This is a genomic window from Streptomyces sp. NPDC086549 (assembly GCF_044746205.1).
Classification (GTDB): domain Bacteria; phylum Actinomycetota; class Actinomycetes; order Streptomycetales; family Streptomycetaceae; genus Streptomyces.
The window spans coordinates 692521-713318 of the sequence record NZ_JBIVBS010000003.1; the positions used below are offsets into that span (position 1 = coordinate 692521).

Sequence of the window (20798 nt, forward strand, 5' to 3'; positions counted from 1 at the left end):
ACCAGCCCTGGTGACAGCCGGTGACGCCGTCCGGGTAACTTGACTAAGCGCTTGCTCGTCCGGTCTTGTGTCCGGTGGAACAGGTTCTTAGCATCACTGGTGTTACATCAGTTGTGTCACATGACTGGGGGCGCCATGACGACGGCAAGGACGCCGACGCCGGGACACGGCCCGCTCGCGGGCGTACGCGTGGTCGAGCTGGCCGGCATCGGGCCCGGCCCGTTCGCCGCGATGCTCCTCGCCGACCTGGGCGCCGACGTCGTGCGCGTGGACCGGCCGGGCGGCAACGGCCTGGCCGTCGACCCGGCGTACGACGTCACCAACCGCAACAAACGCTCGGTGCTCATCGACCTGAAGTCGGCGGACGGACCCGCGCGCGTCCTCGATCTGGCCGAGCGGGCCGACATCCTCGTCGAGGGCTACCGCCCCGGCGTCGCCGAGCGCCTCGGCGTCGGCCCCGGCGACTGCCACGCCCGCAACCCCCGGCTGGTGTACGGCCGGATGACCGGCTGGGGCCAGGAGGGCCCCCTCGCCCACCGCGCCGGCCACGACATCGCGTACATCGCCCTCACCGGCACCCTCGGCATGATCGGCGCCCCGGACGAGCCCCCCGCCATTCCCGCCAACCTGGTCGGCGACTATGCGGGCGGCTCCCTCTACCTGGTCGTCGGCGTTCTCGCCGCGCTGCACCACGCGCGCGCGACCGGCACCGGCCAGGTCGTCGACGCCGCCATCGTGGACGGCGCCTCGCACCTCGCCGCGATGATCCACGGCATGCTCGCCGCGGGCGGCTGGCAGGACCGGCGCGGCGCCAACCTCCTGGACGGCGGCTGCCCCTACTACGGGACCTACGAGACCGCCGACGGCAGGTACATGGCCGTCGGTGCCCTGGAGCGGCAGTTCTACGAGGAGTTCCTGCATCTGATGGACCTCGACGACCTGGCCCCGGCCCGCAAGGACTGGACCCGCTGGGGCGAGCTGCGCGAACGCGTCGCCGCCCGCTTCAAGTCCCGCACCCAGGACGAGTGGACGGCCGTCTTCGAAGGCTCCGACGCCTGTGTGGCCCCCGTCCTGTCCCTGCGCGAGGCCCCGCACCACCCGCACCTCGCCGCCCGCGGCACCTTCACCGACCACGGCGGCATCACCCAGCCCGCACCCGCCCCGCGCTTCTCCGCGACCCCCGCCACCATCCGCACCGGCCCCGCCCTGCCGGGCGCCGACACGCCGGACGTGGCCCGCGACTGGGACGTACCCGCGCTGCTCAAGAACCACGGCAGGGACCACGGCGAGCACCAGGGGCAGGACCAGGACCAGGGCCAGGACCACGGCCAGGACCAGGGCCAGGACCACGGCAAGGACGGCGACTGATGGAACTCTCGGTCTTCCTCGACTACGCGACCGACCCGCGCGCCGCGGCGGACCGGGCCGCCGCCCTGGAGCCGGCGGGCCTCGACGCCGTCTGGGTCGCGGAGGCCTACGGCTTCGACGCGCCCACGATCATGGGCTACCTGGCCGCCCGCACCGAACGGATGAAGATCGGCTCCGCGATCCTCAACGTCTACTCCCGCACCCCCGCCCTCATCGCCCAGACGGCCGCCGGCCTCGACGCCATGTCGGGCGGCCGCGCGATCATCGGGCTCGGCGCCTCCGGCCCGCAGGTGATCGAGGGCTGGCACGGGAAGCCGTACGACAGGCCCCTCGGCCGCACCCGCGAGACCATCGAGCTCACCCGCCGCATCCTGCGCCGCGAGGTCATCGACCACCACGGCATCACGGACATGCCCCGGCCCGGCGGCCTGGGCAAGCCCCTGAAGATTCTCACCAAGCCGGTGCGCCCCGCGGTCCCGCTGTACGTCGCCTCGCTCGGCCCCGCCAACGTCCGCATGACCGCCGAGATCGCCGACGGCTGGCTGCCCACCCTGTTCGTCCCCGAGAAGGCCCGGGACGTGTGGGGCACCTCGCTCGCGGAGGGCGCCGCCCGCCGCGACCCGGCCCTGGGCCCGCTGCAGATCGTCGCCGGCGGTCTCCTCGCCATCGGCGAGGACGCGGCCGCCGCACGGGACCTGGCCCGCCCGAAGATCGCCCTGTACATCGGCGGCATGGGCGCGCCGGGCAAGAACTTCTACAACGACCTCGCCGTCGCGTACGGCTACGAGAAGGAAGCCCGGCTCGTCCAGGAGCTGTACCTGTCGGGCCGTAAGAAGGAGGCCGAGGCGGCCGTGCCCGACGAGCTGTGCGAGTTCATGTCGCTGTGCGGCCCGGAGAGTTACGTGCGTGAGCGCGTCGCCGCCTTCCGCGAGGCCGGTGTGACGATGCTGAACGTCGCCCCCGTGGGCCCGGAACCGGCCCGCCTGATCGAGACCGTCAAGAGCTGGCTGTAAACCCTCACTCACCCAACCCTCACTCACCCGGAAAGGCTTGTCAGTGAGCACCGAAGCGTACGTGTACGACGCGATCCGCACCCCGCGCGGCCGCGGCAAGGCCAACGGCGCCCTGCACGGCACCAAGCCCATCGACCTGGTCGTCGGCCTCATCCACGAGATCCGCGACCGCTTCCCCGGCCTCGACCCGGCCGCGATCGACGACATCGTCCTCGGTGTCGTCGGCCCGGTCGGCGACCAGGGCTCCGACATCGCCCGCATCGCCGCGATCGCGGCCGGGCTGCCGGACACCGTGGCCGGCGTCCAGGAGAACCGCTTCTGTGCGTCCGGCCTGGAGGCCGTCAACCTGGCCGCCGCCAAGGTGCGCGCCGGCTGGGAGGACCTCGTCCTCGCCGGCGGCGTCGAGTCGATGTCCCGGGTGCCGATGGCCTCGGACGGCGGCGCCTGGTTCAACGACCCGATGACCAACCTCGCCGTCAACTTCGTGCCGCAGGGCATCGGCGCCGACCTGATCGCCACCATCGAGGGCTTCTCCCGCCGGGACGTCGACGAGTACGCGGCTCTCTCACAGGAGCGCGCGGCCACCGCCATGAAGGAGGACCGCTTCGAGCGCTCCGTCGTCCCCGTCAAGGACCGCAGCGGACTCGTGGTCCTCGACCACGACGAGTTCCCGCGCCCCGGCACCACCGCCGACTCCCTCGCCAAGCTGAAGCCGTCGTTCGCCGACATCGGCGAGCTGGGCGGCTTCGACGCCGTGGCCCTGCAGAAGTACCACTGGGTCGAGAAGATCGACCACGTCCACCACGCGGGCAACTCCTCCGGGATCGTGGACGGCGCCTCGCTCGTCGCGATCGGCTCCAAGGAGGTCGGCGAGCGCTACGGACTCACCCCGCGCGCGCGGATCGTCTCCGCCGCCGTCTCCGGCTCCGAGCCGACCATCATGCTCACCGGACCCGCGCCCGCCACCCGCAAGGCTCTTGCGAAGGCCGGGCTGACCATCGACGACATCGACCTCGTCGAGATCAACGAGGCGTTCGCGGCCGTCGTGCTGCGCTTCGTCAAGGACATGGGCCTGTCCCTGGACAAGGTCAACGTCAACGGCGGCGCGATCGCCCTCGGCCACCCGCTCGGCGCCACCGGCGCGATGATCCTCGGCTCGCTCGTCGACGAACTGGAGCGCCAGGACAAGCGCTACGGCCTCGCCACGCTCTGCGTGGGCGGCGGCATGGGCATCGCCACCATCGTCGAGCGCATCTAGTCCCCAGCGGCAGCAGAGACTTCAGACCTCAACGGAGACCCCTGACATGACCGAGAGCACCACCATCCGCTGGGAACAGGACGACACCGGCGTCGTCACCCTCGTCCTGGACGACCCGAACCAGTCCGCGAACACCATGAACGCGGCGTTCCGCGACTCCCTCGCCGCGGTCACCGACCGCCTGGAGGCCGAGAAGGACTCGATCCGGGGCATCGTCCTCACCTCCGCCAAGAAGACCTTCTTCGCGGGCGGCGACCTGCGCGACCTCATCCGCGTCACCCCCGAGACCGCCCAGGAGCTGCTCGACGGCGGCCTCGCCATCAAGCGGAACCTGCGCCGCATCGAGACCCTGGGCAAGCCGGTCGTCGCCGCGATCAACGGCGCGGCCCTGGGCGGCGGTTACGAGCTCGCGCTCGCCTGCCACCACCGGGTCGCCCTCGACACCCCCGGCACCAAGATCGGCTGCCCCGAGGTCACCCTCGGCCTGCTCCCCGGCGGCGGCGGAGTCGTCCGCACCGTCCGCCTGCTGGGCATCGCCGACGCCCTGCTGAAGGTCCTCCTCCAGGGCACGCAGTACAACGCGCGGCGCGCCCAGGAGAACGGCCTGATCCACGAGGTCGCCGACACCCCCGAGGAACTCCTCGCCAAGGCCCGCGCCTTCATCGACGCCAACCCCGAGTCGCAGCAGCCCTGGGACAAGCCGGGCTACCGGATCCCGGGCGGCACGCCCGCGAACCCCAAGTTCGCGGCCAACCTGCCCGCCTTCCCGGCCACCCTGCGCAAGCAGACGGGCGGCGCCCCCTACCCGGCCCCGCGGGGCATCCTCGCCGCGGCCGTCGAGGGCTCCCAGGTCGACTTCGAGACCGCCCAGGTCATCGAGGCCCGCTACTTCGTCGAGCTGGCCGCAGGCCAGACCTCGAAGAACATGATCCAGGCGTTCTTCTTCGACCTCCAGGCCGTCAACTCCGGCGCCAACCGGCCCAAGGGCATCGAGCCGCGCCAGGTGCGCAAGGTCGCCGTGCTGGGCGCCGGGATGATGGGCGCGGGCATCGCCTACTCGTGCGCCCGCGCGGGCATCGACGTCGTCCTGAAGGACGTGTCCGCCGAGGCGGCCCAGAAGGGCAAGGCCTACTCCCAGAAGCTGTGCGCCAAGGCCGTCGCCAAGGGCCGTACCAGCCAGGAGAAGGCGGATGCGCTGCTCGCCCGCATCACGCCCACCGCCGAGGTGGCCGACCTCGCCGGCTGCGACGCGGTCATCGAGGCCGTCTTCGAGGACACGTCCCTCAAGCACAAGGTGTTCCAGGAGATCGAGAGCGTTCTCGCCCCCGACGCGCTGCTCTGCTCCAACACCTCCACCCTCCCCATCACCGCCCTCGCCGAGGGCGTGGAGCGCCAGGCCGACTTCATCGGGCTGCACTTCTTCTCGCCCGTCGACAAGATGCCCCTCGTCGAGATCATCAAGGGTGAGCGCACCGGCGACGAGGCCCTGGCACGCGCCTTCGACCTGGTCCGCCAGATCAAGAAGACGCCGATCGTCGTCAACGACTCGCGTGGCTTCTTCACCTCCCGGGTGATCGGCCACTTCATCAACGAGGGTGTCGCGATGGTCGGCGAGGGCATCGAGCCCGCGTCCATCGAGCAGGCGGCCGCGCAGGCCGGCTACCCGGCCAAGGTGCTCTCCCTGATGGACGAGCTCACCCTCACCCTTCCGCGCAAGATCCGGGGCGAGTCGAAGCGGGCCGTCGAGGAGGCGGGCGGCACCTGGGCCGCGCACCCCGCCGAGGCCGTCATCGACCGCATGGTGGACGAGTTCGGGCGCCCGGGGCGCAGCGGCGGCGCGGGCTTCTACGAGTACGGCGAGGACGGCAGGCGGGCCCTGCTGTGGCCGGGGCTGCGCGAGCACTTCACCAAGCCCGGCTACCAGATCCCGTTCGAGGACATGCAGGAGCGCATGCTCTTCTCGGAGGCGCTCGACACCGTCAAGCTCCTCGAAGAGGGCGTGCTGACGTCCGTCGCCGACGCCAACATCGGCTCGATCTTCGGCATCGGGTTCCCGGGCTGGACCGGCGGTGTGCTCCAGTACATCAACGGCTACGAGGGCGGTCTCGCCGGATTCGTGGCACGCGCGCGTGAGCTCGCCGAGCGCTACGGCGAGCGGTTCCAGCCGCCTGCGCTGCTGGTCGAGAAGGCGGAGAAGGGGGAGACCTTCACGGACGCGCGCTGACGCGACCGTCACGCGGTCGGAGCATCCCCGGTGCTCTGCTCACCGGGCTGCTCCGGCCGCGTGCCCTTGAGCCAGATGCCCAGTTCCTCCCGCAGCGACCGCTGGAAGGCCGTCAGCAGGGCCTGCACCACCAGCGGCTGCATATGGGCCGACAGCGACCGCACGTCGTGCGCGTCCCGGTCCGAGACCTCGCCGCGCAGCAGCCAGGTCAGTTCGTGGGCCGCGGCGCGGGCGTGCCCGAGCAGCACACCACGGGCGGCGAGGATGGCCTCCTGGGACAGCGGCACGTCCAGGAGCTCCACGCCGAGACGCAGCAGACCCAGGTCGACGCGGTACGCGTGGCCGGTCCGCTCCACGACGCCCATCGCCGCGAGACGGTCCAGGTCCCGCTCCTCCAGCGGACGCCCGGCCCGCCGCTGGAGCTCCTCGCGGGCCAGCGTCTCGGCCGCGTCCGGGGACCAGGACGACACCATGGCGCGGTGCACGGCGAGGTCGCGTGCGGTCAGGTCCGCCGGCAGCCGGTCCAGATAGCGCTCGATGGCCGCCAGGGTCATGCCCTGGTGCTGCAACTCCTCGATCAGGGCCAGACGCGCGAGGTGCTCCCTGCCATAGCGACCGACGCGGCGCGGACCGAGCACCGGGGGAGGGAGCAGGCCCTTGGTGCCGTAGAAGCGGACCGTGCGCACCGTGAGGCCCGACCGGGCGGCCAGCTGGTCGATCGTGAGGGTCGGCTCCTCGGTATCGGTCGTCATGTGCACCAGTATTGCTGTCTCACTGATGGTGCGAAACCTCTGCCGAACGTCGTACAAACCCTGCGAGGAGCAGGTCACGGCCACTGTCAGTGGCAGCGCCGACACGGCGCTGGCCCGGCTCGCCGTCGAAGTGATCGAACTCGGCGCGTCCGTGCACATGCCCCGCATAGGCTGCGGTCTGGCAGGCGGGAAGTGGTCCCGGATCGAGCCGCTGATCACGGAGCGGCTGGTGCGGCGCGGGATCGCGGTGACGGTGTACGACCACGGGGAGGGCGGGGGATGAGCGGCGAGACCGACGTTCTGGTACTGGGCGGGGCGGGCGTGGACACGATCGTCTACGTCCCCGAGCTGCCGCTCCCGTACGCCGACAGCTATCCGATCGACTCCGGGATCCGTACCCGCGCCGGGCAGACCGGCGACTTCGTGGCGGTGGGCCTGAGCGCCCTCGGCCTGCGCGTCCACCACCTCGACCTGCTCGGCGACGACCCCGAGGGCGAGCTCGTCCGCGCCCTGCACCGGGAGCGGGGCATCCCGCTGACCACGGTCCCGCAGCCGGCCGGCACCAAGCGCGCGGTGAACCTGGTCGGTCCGGACGGACGCAGACTCTCCCTCTACGACACCAGCCGCGCCCACGCCGACGACCGCCTCCCGGAGCGCATGGTCCGGGACCTCGCCGCGTCGAGCCGGCACGCCCACGTCGCCATCACCCACCCGTGCGCCCACGCCCTGCCCGCGCTGCGCGAGACCGGCGTGACCCTCTCCACCGATCTGCACGACTGGGACGGCGAGAACCCCTATCACGAGCCCTTCGCCCACGCGGCGGACATCGTCTTCCTCTCCACGACCGCGCTCACCGACCCCGAGCGGACCATGCGCCGCATCGTCGAACGGGGCAGAGCCCGGCTGGTGGTCGCCACCGCAGGCGCCGAGGGCGCGTACCTGCTGGCCGACGACGAGCTGTGTCACATCCCGACGGTGACACCGCCCGCGCCGGTGGTGGACTCCAACGGCGCGGGCGACGCCTTCGCCGCCGGGTTCCTCTTCGGCCACCTCGCGGGGGAGCCGCCCCGGCGCTGCGCCCTGTACGGGGCGGTGGCCGGGGCGTACGCCTGCACGGTGCCGTCGACGGAGACGGACGCCAACGGCCGGGAGGAACTGCTGGGCCGGGTGGCGGAACTGGAGTCGGCCGGCGCGTGAGCCACGGGCCCGAGCCGGCCCGGCCAATGACGCCAAGAACTGTTCAGCCGGTGCGCCGTGCGTGGCGCATTGCCCGTAGGGCGGCGTAGAGTTCGGCGGCGTCGACCGGCCGTGTCGGGGCGCGACCGGTCAGCTCTGTGATGCGCGAGATCCGGTAGAGGACCGTGTTGCGGTGGCAGTGCAGCAGGCGTGCCGCCTCGGCGGTCGAACCGTCCGCGGCGAACCATGCCTCCAGGGTTTCGAGCAGGCCGTCGGCTTCTTTGGATGCCAGTGGTCCGAGCACGTTCTCGCAGAGCTCGGCGGCGGACTCTGCGTGCGACGCGATGAGGGCGTCCAGCGGGGCGGTGCCGTAGTGGTGTACGCCGGCGACGGCCGGGGAGACACACTCCAGCGCGATCCGGGCCTGCCGCACTGCCATGGTCGCCGCCGTCAGGGAGGTGAAGCGGCGGCTGACTCCCACGCGCGAGATCGCCGCCGTCTCGACGATCCGCAGCGCGGCGGCGCCGTCGGCTTCGCCGACGGGGGCGATCAGGCCGAGGCGTTCCCCGAGTTCCGTGGTCCACACGGAGGCGACGTGGGCGCACGCGAGCCGTGAGGCGATACCGGGAAGGGGGTCACGGCCGTCCTCCTCGGCCTCGCCGACCACCACGTAGTACGTCGCCTTCTCCGGCACGCCCAGCACGCGGGGCACGCTCGCTGTGCCGCCCTTGCGTATGCCGCTCGTGCCCTCGAAGACGCTCAGCAGGGTAACCCTGCGGGTCACCAGTTCCTGCCGCTCCCGTTCGTCGACGACCTGCCGGTAGGCGTCGGTCGCGGCGGTGGTGAAGCGGTCGAGCACCCCCCAGAAGTGCGACGACCTGTGGAGCAGCGCGCTCGCCTGTTCACCGTTCGCGGCACGCGCGATGGCCCAGTCCCAGATCTCCAGCCCTCCGAGCCGGAAGCCGTGCAGCAGCCCCGCCAGCGGCAGGCCGCGCTCGGCCTTGATACGCCCCGCCCAACGTGCCGCATCCTCGCCAGCGTCCGCGTCGCTGCCCTCCGAGCGGAGGATGGCCTCGATATTGGCCCCCACAATGCTGCGGAGCAGCTCCACCGGGAGCCGGCTGTCGGCGTAGTCCTGCTCGCTGAGGAGGATCTTCTGTACGGCCGCGTCCGTGAGTTCGTCGACGGAGTCGAGGAGCTCCGTGAAGATGTCGGCCTGGCTTAGGGTGTCGTCCCCGGGGGTCCGGCTCATACACGCAATGTATATGGGTCGGCCCCTTGTTCTTGTGCTGCTGCACAAAGAGTTGTCGTCCATCCTGCGGCGTCGGCCCATAGGCGGTGGGTCTCATGTAAGTCATCTTTGCCTGGCCCGGGTTTTTTGTGGGGCAACACAAGACCAGCACCCCGTGCCGTCGGCTGCGACGTCGCGGACTAGGAGGTCATCATGGCCACGACGGCCACCGAAAGCGATCCGACGGCTCCTGGGGGCATGTCCGAGCTTGATGCGATCGTCTCCGAGCTTGCCGAGGGCGAGCGCCGCTGGGCTGCGACGTCCCTGGCCGAGCGTGCTGCGCTGCTGAGGCGTGTCCATGCCGGCGTGGGTGCCGAGGCCGAGGCGTGGGTGCGCACCGCGAGCCTCATCAAGCGTCTGCCCGAGAAGTCTCCGTTGGTCGGTGAGGAGTGGATCTCGGGACCGTACCCGGTGCTGACCTCTTTGGAGGCGCTCGCCCGCACACTTGAGGTGATCGCCTCGGGGAGAGGTCCGCTGGACGGCGCCCGGTTCACACAGGCTCCGGGCGGTCGGGTGAGCGTGCCCGTGCTGCCGCTGACCGCGCACGAGCGGCTTCTGCTCCACGGATTCAGCGCCGAGGTGTGGATGCCCCCGCACGTGGACGCGGACACCGTGCGTCGCCGCGCCGGCCTCGGGGCACTGCACCCCGAGCGCACTGCCGGTGTCGGTCTCGTGCTGGGGGCGGGCAACATCACCTCGATCGCGCCCCTGGACGTCCTGTACGAGCTGATCGCGCACAACCGCGTCGTCGTACTGAAGCTCAATCCCGTCATGGACGACATGTTGCCCGTCCTCGAACACGCCCTGGCACCGCTCATCGAGCATGGAGCCCTGCGGGTCGTGTCCGGCGGCTCAGACGTCGGCGGCTACCTCGCGCACCATCCGCGCATCGCCAATGTCCACATCACCGGCAGCCTCACCACGCACGACGTGATCGCCTTCGGCCCGGGTGAGGAGGGCCGGGCCCGCAAGGCCGCCGGCACGCCGATCCTGCGCAAGCCGATCACGAGCGAGCTCGGCGGTGTCTCCCCGGTCATCGTCGTTCCCGGCGCCTGGAGCGACAGTGACCTGCGCTTTCAGGCAGAGCACATCGCCACGCAGCGCCTGCACAACAGCGGCCACAACTGCATCGCCACGCAGATGGTCGTGGTCAGCAGCGACTGGCCGCAACGCCGGGCCTTCCTCGACGCGATGCGCGAGGCGCTGACGAAGACCCCGGGGCGGCCGGTGTGGTACTCGGGCGGTACGGATCGGCTCGAGCACGCGGCGGCCTGCTACCCGCAGGCGGAGCGCCACGGCCCGGACGGCTCCCGCGTCCTCATCGATCTCGACAGCGGTCCAAGCGCCGACATCCTGCAGACGACGGAGTACTTCTCCCCGGTGCTCGGCGTCCAGACGCTGCCCGGCACCGGCGCCGACTTCCTGGAGCGGGCTGTGGAGATGGCCAACCGCGACCTCATGGGCACTCTGGGAGCCGGCATCATCATCGACCCGTCCACCCGCCGGCGCCTCGGCCGGACGTTCGACGAGGCGGTCGCGGCCTTGCGCTACGGCACGATCGCCATCAACGCCTGGACGGCTGTCGGCTTCCTCACCGCGACCGCCCCGTGGGGTGCGTTCCCGGGACACACCGTCGACGACGCCCAGAGCGGAATCGGCGTCGTCCACAACGCGCTCCTGATCGACGCGCCGGAAAGGACGGTGGTCCGGGGGCCGTTCCGGCCCTTCCCGAGGTCGGTCGCAGGCGGAGAGTTCGCGTTCTTCCCGAAGCCGCCGTGGTTCGTCACCGCGCGCAGCGCCGCAGCAACGGGCCGCCGCCTCACCCGCTTCGCCAGGAAGCCGTCCTGGGCCCGCATGCCCGCCGTCTTCGCGTCGGCCTTCCGCGCCTGATTCCACCCTGCCCCGCCTTGCCCGTCACACCGGAGCGAGATGACCCATGCGAAGCCTGATGTACGTCAAACCACACCTCCTGGAGTGGCGCGAGGTGCCGGCTCCCACGCTGCACAGCGGCACCGACGCGCTGGTTCGGCCCATCGCCGCCAGCACATGTGATCTGGACCGCCGGATCGTCGACGGCGGTACTCCGATGCCCGCGCCGTTCGCCATCGGGCACGAAGCGGTCGGGGAGATCACCGACGTCGGCGACGAGGCGGCCGCGGCCGGACTGCGGCAGGGCATGCGGGTGGTCATCCCCTGGCACCTGAGCTGCGGGCAGTGCGCGACATGCCGGGCGGGGCTGCCGGCCAACTGCACCTCCACCCCGCACCTGGCCGCATTCGGCACACCGCTGGGTGGCCGGCACGGCGGCCTCTTCGACGACCTGGTACGCGTGCCCTATGCCGCCCACAACCTGGTCGCCCTTCCCGACGGCGTCGACCCCGCCACCGCGGCCTCCTGCTCGGACAACATCGTCGACGCCTTCGGAGCCGTCGCCCCGCACCTTCAGGCGCGGCCCGGCGCGGACGTGCTTGTCGTGGGCGGCCCGGGCCGGGCCCTGGGCCTGTTCGTCGTGATGTTCGCCGCCGCGCTGACCACTGGAGAAGTGGTCTACCTCGACAAGGACCCGGACGGTGTGGCGCTCGCCGTGCGGCTGGGCGCCACCCGCACCCTGTGCCAGGACATTCCCGAGCGCATGGAAGACCGGTACCCCCTCACCGTCGATGCCGCAGCAGACCCTGCCGGGCTGGCCTGCGCACTGCGCTCCACCGCTCCCGGCGGAGTGTGCAGCGCCAGGAGCATCTACTTCACCGACGTGCCCCTGCCGTACTTCGATCTGTACTCCGGCTCGGTCACCCTGGTGACCGGTCTGCCTCAGGTCACCCCGCACGTCCCCAAGGTGCTCGACCTCATCGCCGCCGGCGCGGTCGACCCGGACCCGGTGTACTCGCAGGGCCTGGACTTCGACGACGCGGCCGAGGCGATACCCCGACTTCGGCGCAAAGCCGTCTTCGTGCGCAGCACCCACCAGAACGCCACCACGACCGGCGCGTCAGGACGCATCGCGCAACGGTCGGCCCGGACAAGGAACAACATCCCATGATCATGCACGTCGTCACCTTCACCTGGAAACCCGAAGTCACCGCCGAGCAGGTGGCCGACCTGATCGCCGCACTGTCCCGGCTCCCCGCGCAGATCCCCGCGCTCCTGCAGTACCGCTACGGCTCCGACCTCGGCCTGCACACGGGCAACGGCGACTTCGCCGTCGTCGCCACCGTGGCCGGCGAGGACGCACTGCGCTCCTACCTCGAGCACCCGCAGCACCAGGAAGCGGTCGTCCAGTACATCCGCCCCATCATGGCCGGCCGCACTGCCGTGCAGATCGCCCTCGAAGGCGCCCAGGCCCCTGTTGCCCCCATCGCCTCCGGCGACAGCCCAGCCTGACGGGACAACGCCCCTGGAAGCGGCGGGAGACCCGAAACGGCGCGGGCCTTGAATCCGCCCGAGCGGGGGTCACCGCCTCCAGGCCGTCGAACGGGACACCGACGCGGCCTGACCGGCGACGCACATCAATCAACGAGGTGAACGGATTGGGGATGCCATGACCGTGACATCAGAGGACGTGTACGCGCTCGCGCCGTACGCCGAGACACTGGGGGTGCGATTCCAGCGGCTGGCCGCGGACGGCGTGGAAGCCGAACTCGACTGCGTGCACGCGTTGTCCACCGTGGGGGGCGGCTTGCACGGCGGGGCGCTGATGGGTCTGGCCGACGTGTCGGCGGCCGTGTGCGCGGCACTCAACGGTCCCGAGAACGCTGTGCCCGCCACCATGCAGTCCAGCACCAACTTCCTGCGGCCCCTACACGGCCGGATCGCCTCCGCCGTCGCCCAGCCGCTGCACGCGGGACGGACGACCGTCACGGTCGAGGTGAACATCAGCGACGACGAGGGCCGGCTGTGCGTCCGCGTCGTCCAGACCATCGCGGTCCGAGCGGCACGCGGCTGACGGGGCGGCCCGCACCACCCTCAAGTGATCAACGCACCACCCACGGGCGAGTTCCGCGATCCGGGCCGGGACCACAGGCTCCGAGCCCGGGGCCGGGAGCGCCCGCGCCCCGGCCCCGGGCTCGTTGTCTCAGCCGCCGTGCACGTCGTTCGTCGCCTCGATCGTCTTCCACGACTTCGGCTGCGCGGCAGCCTTCGCCGACCTGGCGAGGGACGCGGCGCCGGCCGAGGACGCCGCCGGCTTGGACGGCTGGAACAGCCAGGTCTCGAAGAGGGCGGACAGCGACTTGCCGGACACCTGCTCGGCGTACGTCCGGAAGTCGGCCACCGAGGCGTTGCCGTACGCGTGCTCCTTCGGCCAGCCCTTCAGGATGGCGAAGAACGCGTCGTCACCGACCTCGTTGCGCAGCGTCTGAACGGCCAGCGCGCCCCGGTCGTAGACGGCGGCGTCGAACTGGTCGTCCGGGCCCGGGTCACCGGGCTTGACCGTCCAGAAGGCGTCGTCGGCGGGGTGCGAGGCGTACACGTAGTCGGCGAGTTCCTGCGTGGTGCCCTCGCCCTCGTGCTCCGACCAGAGCCACTGCGCGTACCGCGCGAAGCCCTCGTTGATCCAGATGTCCTTCCAGCCCTTCAGCGACACGTCGTCGCCGTACCACTGGTGTGCCAGCTCGTGCACGACCACCGAGGTGTTGGAGCCGTTCGCGAACTGCCGGGGGCTGTAGTAGATACGGGTCTGCGTCTCCAGCGCGTACCCGGTGGTGGTGTTGGGGACGTACCCGCCGGCCGAGCTGAACGGGTACGTCCCGAAGTAGCCGCTGAGCCAGTCCACCAGCTCCCCGGTCCGCTCCACGCTCGCCCGCGCCGCCCCGTCGTTGTCCCCGAGGTCCTTGCTGTACGCGTTGACGACGGGGACGCCGCCCTCGGAGGTGCCGGTCGTGATGTCGAACTTCCCGACCGCCAGTGTGGCCAGATAGGTCGCCTGCGGCTTGTTCTCACGCCAGTTGTAGCGCGTCCAGCCGAGCTTCGAACTCGTGGACTGGAGTGTGCCGTTGGAGAGGGCCTGGGTGCCGTCCGGCACGGCCACCGACACGTCGTAGGTGGCCTTGTCCAGTGGGTGGTCGTTGCTCGGGAACCACCACCAGGCCGCCTCGGGCTCGTCGGCCGCGACCGCCCCGTCCGGGGTGCGGTGCCAGGTCGAGAATCCGTACGCGCTCTTCGTCGACGGCACCCCGCTGTAGCGGACCACCACGGTGACCGGCGTGCCCGCGGCGAGCGGGGTCTTCGGGGTGACCACCAGTTCGTGCTGCCCGGAGGCGGCGAAGGCCGCCTTGGCGCCGTTGACCCGCACCTCGCTCACGTCCAGCAGGAAGTCCAGGTCGAAGCTCGACAGATCCTGGGTGGTCCTCGCCTCGATCGTCGCCGTACCCTCCAGCTCGTCCGTCGCCGGCTGGTACTTCAGCCGGAGGTCGTAGTGGGAGACGTCGTAACCGCCGTTGCCGTAGTACGGGTAATAGGGATCGCCGATGCCCGGCGCACCGGGTGCGTAGCTTGCGGCCGATGCCGGGATCGCCAGCAGGAGGGTGGCCGCCGCGAGCGCGCCCGGCGCGAAGATTCTGCGGTGCACGAGAACTCCAAGTCATAGGGGCACGAGGTCTGTTCGGAGCCTATTGAGTCGCTGTGGCCCCTGGCCTGTCCACAGCCCCTCCTGTCACACGATCGCCATTCGGCCGACATGAGACGCATCCCGCCCGAGAACCACTCAGTTGCCCTCTTCTGCACGGCAGTTGACCGGGGTACCGTCCGCGCATGCCGAAAAGCACGCGCTTCACGAACTGGAGAACGCTCGCGGCCCTGGCCGTCGCGGCCCTGCTGGCCGCCTTCCTCACCCCCGCGGCCGCCCAGGCGGCGCCACGGGAGAGCCGGCCCGTCTACTCGTACGCCGACGCCATCCGCGAGGCCGTATGGGTGGACACCGGTCTCGACCTGGACGGCGACGGGAGGACCGACCGCGTCGCCGCCGACATCGTCCGGCCCGCCGAACCCGCCCGGCAGGGCCGCAAGGTCCCGGTCATCATGGACGCCAGCCCGTACTACTCCTGCTGCGGGCGCGGCAACGAGAGCCAGAAGAAGACGTACGACGCGGGCGGCCACGTCGTCCAGATGCCGCTGTTCTACGACAACTACTTCGTGCCCCGCGGCTACGCCTTCGTCGGCGTCGACCTGGCCGGCACCAACCGCTCCGACGGCTGCGTCGACATCGGCGGCCGCTCCGACATCCAGTCCGCGAAGGCCGTGATCGACTGGCTGAACGGCCGCGCCAAGGGCTACACCAGCCGCACCGGCGGCACCACCGTCACGGCCGGCTGGACCAACGGCAGGACCGGCATGATCGGCAAGAGCTGGGACGGCACCATCGCCAACGGCGTTGCCGCCACCGGCGTCAAGGGACTGAAGACCATCGTCCCGATCAGCGCCATCTCCTCCTGGTACGACTACTACTTCGCCAAGGGCGCCCCGCTGTACGACTCCGGGCCCGACTGGCTGTCCAACGCCGTCGAGAGCACCGACGCCCGCGCCAAGTGCGCCGCCGTGCAGCAGAAGCTCGTCGACGGGGCCCCGCGCACCGGCGACTGGACCGATCTGTGGACCGAGCGCGACTACGTCAAGGACGCGTCCAAGGTGAGGGCCAGCGTGTTCCTCGTGCACGGCATGCAGGACCTCAACGTCCGCACCAAGCACTTCGGCCAGTGGTGGAACGCCCTCGCTAAAAACGGTGTCGAGCGCAAGATCTGGCTCTCCCAGACCGGCCATGTCGACCCCTTCGACTACCGGCGCGCCGACTGGGTCGACACCCTGCACCGCTGGTTCGACCACGAACTCCTCGGCTACGACAACGGCGTCGACCGCGAGCCGATGGCCGACATCGAACGCCACCCGGACCAGTGGGCCACCTCGAAGCTCTGGCCGCCGCGCGCCACGCAGACCACCACGCTGCGCCCGGCCACCGGCACCGGGGCGGGCGTCGGCACCCTGGGCCTGCGCCGGGGCACCGGCACCGAGACCTTCACCGACGACCCCGCGCTGAGCGAGACCGACTGGGCCGCGCGGATCGGCACGTCCACGCCGGAGAAGGCCGGGTTCGTCACCCAGCCGCTCACCCACGCCCTGCGCCTGTCCGGCTCCTCCAGGGTCACGGTGACCGTCACCCCGACCACCTCGACGGCTCACCTCTCCGCGGTCCTCGTCGACCTCGGCCCCGACACCATCCGGGACTACGCGGACGACGCCGAGGGCATCACCACGCTCACCGACCGCACCTGCTGGGGCGAGAGCACGGCCGGGGACAGTGCCTGCTTCAAGGCGACGCAGGCGAAGACGAAGGCCGTCGACTACACGGTGTTCAGCCGCGGCTGGGCCGACCTCGGCCACTACGCCTCCGACCGCCAGGGCGTCCCGCTCACCCCGGGCAGGGCGTACACCATCACGCTCGACCTGGCCGCCACCGACCACGTCGTCCCCCAGGGCCACCGACTGGGGCTGATCGTCGCGGGCACGGACAAGGACCTCATCGACCCTCCGTCGAGCACCCCGACGCTCACCGTCGACCTGTCCCGGACGGCGGCCCGGGTCCCGCTGGTCGGCGGTCCGGCGGCATTCGTCCGGGCCACCTCGGGCGCCACGTCCGCCGCACCCCCGGCCACGGCCCTGGACGGCGTCCGGGCACCGCGCACGGTCCAGCGCGTCCCCGCCGGCTGAGCCGGCGACCCGAGGCGGTCCGGCAGCATTCGTCCGGGCCGCCTCGGGCGTCCGGGTGCACCGACCCGGCCGCTTCCCGGGCGGACCGCCGCACGGCGCTGACGCGGGCCCGGCTGCGGGTCGTGCGGGTGTGCGATCCGCCGTAGCCGGACCGCGCACCCGCCCGTGCCGTCGGTGGCCGACCCGCTCAGGCGGCCGGGTGCACCGACCCGGCCGCCTCCCGGGTACGCAGCCCCGGCTCCCGCGCTGCACACCGGCCCCGCTCGTCCAGCCGCACGCCGTGGTGTACGCCCTCGACCAGGCGTACGCCGGTCTCCTCCGGCCGCGCCGCCGGTTCCCCGTACACGACAAGGGATGCGAGGGTCCAGCCGCCGGCGAGCGGATCCGGTCCGATGCGGCAGGGCCACCACAGCGCACCGGCGAGCGCCGAGGTGGTGCGCTCGGCGGGCTCCCGCGCCCACCGCCGTACGAGTGCGCCGCTCTCGGCCGGCACCACGGTCGTGGTCGGCCCGATGACCCCGCCGCCGATCACGACCACGTCGTCACGCGGCTCATGTTCCACGCCGGGACGTAGCGGAATATGTCATGCCGCGCTCACATGCACCCCACTCTGGGGATACTCACAGCATGTCTGCCGCATACGTGTCCTTCGGCCTGGCACCGGCGATGCGCGCCGGCGGTGTCCTCGCCGACGGCGGCTACCAGGTCCACCGGGACTTCGTGGACTTCATCGTCGACGGACGACCGCTGCTGTTCCAGCTCTCCGACCTGGACGCCGTCTCCCCGCTGGCCTCCGACGTCCCACCCGCGATCTTCACCGCACAGGTCCGCGGCCTGCTGCTGGAGAACGACGCGCCATTGCCCGACGGCCGTTACGTCATCTACGGCTGCCCCGAATGCGAGGATCTGGCCTGCGGCGCGGTCACCGCCGTCATCGAACGGGACGGCGACGACTACATCTGGCGGGACTTCGCCTGGCAGACGCAGGAACAGGCCGACCTGGAGCTCAACGGCTACCACGGCATAGGGCCCTTCCGCTTCCACGGTCCCGAGTACCGCGCCGCCCTCGGCGCCCTCCTGGACGACACCGTCACCCCGGCCCCGCCCCGCCGCCGGGTCATGCTGATCGGCGCCCGCGTCGCCGTCCTCGCCAAGCTCGCCGCAGCCCTGCGCACCATCGGCATCGGCGCCGACATCACCCAGGACGCCACCGGCGTTCCCGCCGAGGAACTGCGCGCGTACGGCGCCGTCGCCTTCGGCCGGGCCATCGGCGAACCGCAGCGGGCCGCCGTACGCCGGGCGTTCGAACGCGCCGGAGTCGACGTGGCCTACGTCGAGGGGCTCGCCCCGATCATCCCCCTCCTCGTCGCGCAGATCGAACACGCTCTGGACCGCAGCCCCGTGGCACAGCGCCGCCTGACCCGCCTGGTGGCGGCCGACGGCGAGGCGGGCATCGAGGTCACCTCGCCCTGCCGGGTCCGTCTCACGGCGTACCGCCTCGACCGGCTCTACCGCACCCACACCCAGGAGGTCTTCGACGGCGTCCTGGAGGCCGGACGGCATCGCATCGCCCTGGACGTCAAGGCGGTGAAGGGGGAGTCCTTCGTCGTGGCCCGGACCTCGGGAAGCGTGCTGGTGCAGGCGATGGCCCGCTGACCGGCGCGGCACACGGCCGTTAGGATCGGCGGTCTGATGACTGCCACTCTCGTCGCCAAGAACCTCGCCGCCGGCCACGGCGACCGCTCGCTCTTCTCCGGCCTCGACCTCGTCGTGGCGCCCGGGGACGTGATCGGGCTGGTCGGCGCCAACGGCGCGGGCAAGTCCACGCTCCTCAGAATGCTCGCCGGGCTGCTCGCGCCCGAGCACGGCGAACTGCGCCTGTCCCCGCCCACCGCGTCCGTCGGCCACCTGCCCCAGGAGCCGGAGCGGCGGCCCGGCGAGACCGTGCGGGAGTTCCTCGCCCGCCGCACCGGCGTCGCCGAGGCGCAGCGGGTGATGGACGAGGCGACGCAGGCACTGGTCGACGGGGCGCCCGGAGCCGACGACGCGTACGCCACGAGCCTGGAGCGCTGGCTCGACCTCGGCGGCGCCGACCTGGAGGAGCGGGCGGAGGAGGTCACCGACTCGCTGGGCCTGGCCGTGGACCTGGACCAGCCGATGACGTCCCTGTCCGGCGGCCAGGCGGCCCGCGCCGGCCTCGCCTCCCTCCTGCTCTCCCGCTACGACGTCTTCCTCCTCGACGAGCCCACCAACGACCTCGACCTGGACGGCCTGGAACGCCTCGAACGCTTCGTGACCGGCCTGCGCGCGGGCACGGTCGTCGTCAGCCACGACCGCGAGTTCCTCACCCGCACGGTCACCAAGGTCCTCGAACTCGACCTCGCCCAGCGGCAGATCAACCTCTACGGCGGCGGCTACGAGGCCTACCTGGAGGAACGGGACGTGGCCCGCCGGCACGCCCGGGAGGACTACGACGAGTACGCGGACAAGAGGGCGGCCCTCCAGGACCGGGCGCAGATGCAGCACGCCTGGATGGACAAGGGCGTGAAGAACGCCCGGCGCAAGGCCGGCAACGACAACGACAAGATCGGCCGCAAGTTCCGCAGCGAGGCCAGCGAGAAGCAGGCCGCCAAGGCCCGCCAGACCCAGCGCATGATCGAACGCCTGGAGGTCGTCGAGGAGCCGCGCAAGGAGTGGGAACTGCGTATGGAGATCGCGGCCGCCCCGCGCTCCGGCGCGGTGGTCGCCACCCTGCGCGACGCGGAGGTACGGCGCGCGGACTTCACCCTCGGACCGGTGTCGCTGCAGATCGACTGGGCGGACCGGGTCGCGGTGACCGGCGCCAACGGCGCGGGCAAGTCCACCCTGCTGGGCGCGCTCCTCGGCCGCGTCCCGCTGGACGCCGGGCACGCCGCCCTCGGCTCGGGCGTCCTGGTCGGCGAGGTCGACCAGGCCCGCAAGCTGTTCCACGGGCCGGAGGCGCTGCTGGACGCCTTCAGCGCGGCCGTCCCGGACACGGAGCCGGTCGAGGTCCGCACCCTGCTCGCCAAGTTCGGCCTGAAGGCGGACCACGTGCTGCGCCCGGCCGCGACCCTCTCCCCGGGCGAACGCACCCGTGCCGCCCTGGCGCTGCTCCAGGGCCGGGGCGTCAACCTCCTCGTCCTCGACGAGCCGACCAACCACCTCGACCTGCCTGCCATCGAACAGCTGGAGTCGGCCCTCGACTCCTACGAGGGCACGCTGCTCCTGGTCACCCACGACCGGCGGATGCTGGACGCGGTTCGGGTGACCCGCCGACTGGAGGTCGCGGCGGGCAAGGTCACGGAGCGCTGACCGGACCCGTGCCGCACCGCGGATCGGACCCGCCCGCCGCGTAGGCTCACGGCTGTTCCACGTGAGCGGTCGGTCGGGGAGTGGCCATGAGCGGTGCGGCGAGCGGTCCGGGTCGTCCGGGCCGTCCGGGTGGTCCGGCTCTGCGTCTGCTGCGCGAGCAGGACGTGCTCGCGCAGCTGCGCGGGACCGAGGACAAGATCGCGGACGCGATCACCGCCTTCGCCGGGACCATGCTGTTCGTCTATCTGCACGGCCTGTGGTTCACGGTCTGGATCCTGTGCAACGAGGGCGCGTTCGGCCAGGAGGCGGTCTGGGATCCCTTCCCCTTCGGACTGCTCACCATGATCGTCAGCCTGGAGGCGATCTTCCTGTCCACCTTCGTGATGGTGAGCCAGAACCGCCAGGCCGCCCGCGAGAACGTGCGCGCCGACCTGGACTTCGAGACCAACGTGCGCTCGGAGGTGTGGTCGATCCACATGGGCCGCGCCCTGGGAGTCGACCCCGGGGAGGTCGAGCGCAGTGTGCAGGAACTCCTCGCGGAGAACCGCGCCCGGATGAAGGGCTCCGGCCGGTCCCCGGAGTGACGGCGCCGCGTTCCCGGCAGAGCAGCCGCGTTCCTGGCGGCACCGGTGGCCCCGGAGGCAACAGGACACACTGCCGCTCAGTCTCTGGGAACGGTACGTGT

17 protein-coding genes and 1 pseudogene are annotated in these 20798 nt (G+C 71.6%); 14 read left to right on the top strand and 4 right to left on the bottom strand.

The window, feature by feature from the left end:
* Nucleotides 1-135 precede the first annotated feature (135 nt).
* The 4 genes from ACIPSA_RS14055 to ACIPSA_RS14070 are packed head-to-tail and all read left to right on the top strand — an operon-like array spanning nt 136 to nt 5863.
* Nucleotides 136-1368, top strand: a complete 1233-nt coding sequence (locus tag ACIPSA_RS14055) for a CaiB/BaiF CoA transferase family protein (protein WP_402633365.1) — start codon at nt 136-138, stop codon at nt 1366-1368.
* Nucleotides 1368-2381 (top strand): LLM class F420-dependent oxidoreductase, encoded by a 1014-nt coding sequence (locus ACIPSA_RS14060; RefSeq protein ID WP_402633368.1) that lies wholly within the window; start codon nt 1368-1370, stop codon nt 2379-2381. Before ACIPSA_RS14055 ends, ACIPSA_RS14060 begins: the two co-directional genes overlap by 1 nt.
* A 43-nt stretch (nt 2382-2424) precedes the next feature.
* A complete protein-coding gene (locus ACIPSA_RS14065; protein WP_402633371.1) occupies nt 2425-3639 on the top strand; it encodes an acetyl-CoA C-acetyltransferase in 1215 nt (404 codons plus the stop codon).
* Between the two features lie 46 nt (nt 3640-3685).
* Entirely contained in the window at nt 3686-5863 is a 2178-nt protein-coding gene (locus ACIPSA_RS14070) for a 3-hydroxyacyl-CoA dehydrogenase NAD-binding domain-containing protein (RefSeq protein ID WP_402633374.1), read from the top strand.
* A gap of 8 nt (nt 5864-5871) precedes the next feature.
* Here ACIPSA_RS14070 and ACIPSA_RS14075 read toward each other — a convergent pair whose 3' ends face one another.
* Nucleotides 5872-6615: a MerR family transcriptional regulator gene (locus ACIPSA_RS14075; protein WP_402633377.1), complete on the bottom strand. Its 744-nt coding sequence runs from the start codon at nt 6613-6615 to the stop codon at nt 5872-5874.
* A 100-nt stretch (nt 6616-6715) separates the two neighbouring features.
* Here ACIPSA_RS14075 and ACIPSA_RS14080 point away from each other — a divergent pair.
* Both ACIPSA_RS14080 and ACIPSA_RS14085 read left to right on the top strand, forming a co-directional pair.
* Nucleotides 6716-6898 (top strand): annotated as a pseudogene (locus ACIPSA_RS14080) (Appr-1-p processing protein); the annotation flags it as partial.
* Nucleotides 6895-7812 carry an adenosine kinase gene (locus tag ACIPSA_RS14085; protein WP_402633380.1) on the top strand — a complete coding sequence of 306 codons (918 nt, stop codon included), beginning with the start codon at nt 6895-6897 and terminating at the stop codon, nt 7810-7812. The pseudogene ACIPSA_RS14080 and the gene ACIPSA_RS14085, both read left to right, overlap by 4 nt.
* 43 nt (nt 7813-7855) lie before the next feature.
* Here the strand turns inward: ACIPSA_RS14085 and ACIPSA_RS14090 are convergent, their stop codons facing one another.
* Nucleotides 7856-9043 carry a PucR family transcriptional regulator gene (locus tag ACIPSA_RS14090; RefSeq protein ID WP_402633383.1) on the bottom strand — a complete coding sequence of 396 codons (1188 nt, stop codon included), beginning with the start codon at nt 9041-9043 and terminating at the stop codon, nt 7856-7858.
* 237 nt (nt 9044-9280) lie between these two features.
* On the opposite strand from ACIPSA_RS14090, the gene ACIPSA_RS14095 reads away from it, so the two are divergent.
* The 4 genes from ACIPSA_RS14095 (at nt 9281) to ACIPSA_RS14110 (ending at nt 13025) form a co-directional block, all read left to right on the top strand.
* On the top strand, nt 9281-10972 hold the full coding sequence (locus tag ACIPSA_RS14095) for an aldehyde dehydrogenase family protein (protein ID WP_402633385.1): 1692 nt from the start codon (nt 9281-9283) through the stop codon (nt 10970-10972).
* Between the two features lie 46 nt (nt 10973-11018).
* Nucleotides 11019-12122, top strand: a complete 1104-nt coding sequence (locus ACIPSA_RS14100; RefSeq protein WP_402633388.1) for a zinc-binding dehydrogenase — start codon at nt 11019-11021, stop codon at nt 12120-12122.
* Nucleotides 12119-12463, top strand: coding sequence for a Dabb family protein (locus tag ACIPSA_RS14105; RefSeq protein WP_402633391.1), 345 nt, complete (start codon nt 12119-12121; stop codon nt 12461-12463). The genes ACIPSA_RS14100 and ACIPSA_RS14105 overlap by 4 nt, the downstream gene beginning before the upstream one ends.
* Before the next feature lie 157 nt (nt 12464-12620).
* Nucleotides 12621-13025, top strand: a complete 405-nt coding sequence (locus tag ACIPSA_RS14110) for a PaaI family thioesterase (protein ID WP_402633393.1) — start codon at nt 12621-12623, stop codon at nt 13023-13025.
* A 129-nt stretch (nt 13026-13154) separates the two neighbouring features.
* Here the strand turns inward: ACIPSA_RS14110 and ACIPSA_RS14115 are convergent, their stop codons facing one another.
* Entirely contained in the window at nt 13155-14648 is a 1494-nt protein-coding gene (locus tag ACIPSA_RS14115) for a M1 family metallopeptidase (RefSeq protein ID WP_402633395.1), read from the bottom strand.
* 182 nt (nt 14649-14830) lie between these two features.
* Between ACIPSA_RS14115 and ACIPSA_RS14120 the strand changes: the two genes are divergently transcribed.
* Nucleotides 14831-16780: a Xaa-Pro dipeptidyl-peptidase gene (locus tag ACIPSA_RS14120; RefSeq protein ID WP_402633398.1), complete on the top strand. Its 1950-nt coding sequence runs from the start codon at nt 14831-14833 to the stop codon at nt 16778-16780.
* Between the two features lie 187 nt (nt 16781-16967).
* On the opposite strand, the gene ACIPSA_RS14125 is transcribed toward ACIPSA_RS14120, so the two are convergent.
* Complete coding sequence (locus tag ACIPSA_RS14125; protein WP_402633401.1) at nt 16968-17342, bottom strand: hypothetical protein; 375 nt, start codon at nt 17340-17342, stop codon at nt 16968-16970.
* Nucleotides 17343-17407: 65 nt separating this feature from the next.
* Between ACIPSA_RS14125 and ACIPSA_RS14130 the strand changes: the two genes are divergently transcribed.
* The 3 genes from ACIPSA_RS14130 to ACIPSA_RS14140 all read left to right on the top strand — a co-directional run bounded on the left by ACIPSA_RS14130 (nt 17408) and on the right by ACIPSA_RS14140 (nt 20697).
* The gene (locus ACIPSA_RS14130) at nt 17408-18436 is read left to right on the top strand and encodes an oxidoreductase (RefSeq protein WP_402633404.1); all 1029 of its coding nucleotides are present in this window, start codon (nt 17408-17410) and stop codon (nt 18434-18436) included.
* Between the two features lie 36 nt (nt 18437-18472).
* Complete coding sequence (locus ACIPSA_RS14135; protein ID WP_402633407.1) at nt 18473-20113, top strand: ABC-F family ATP-binding cassette domain-containing protein; 1641 nt, start codon at nt 18473-18475, stop codon at nt 20111-20113.
* 86 nt (nt 20114-20199) lie between these two features.
* On the top strand, nt 20200-20697 hold the full coding sequence (locus ACIPSA_RS14140) for a DUF1003 domain-containing protein (protein WP_402633410.1): 498 nt from the start codon (nt 20200-20202) through the stop codon (nt 20695-20697).
* Nucleotides 20698-20798 lie beyond the last annotated feature (101 nt).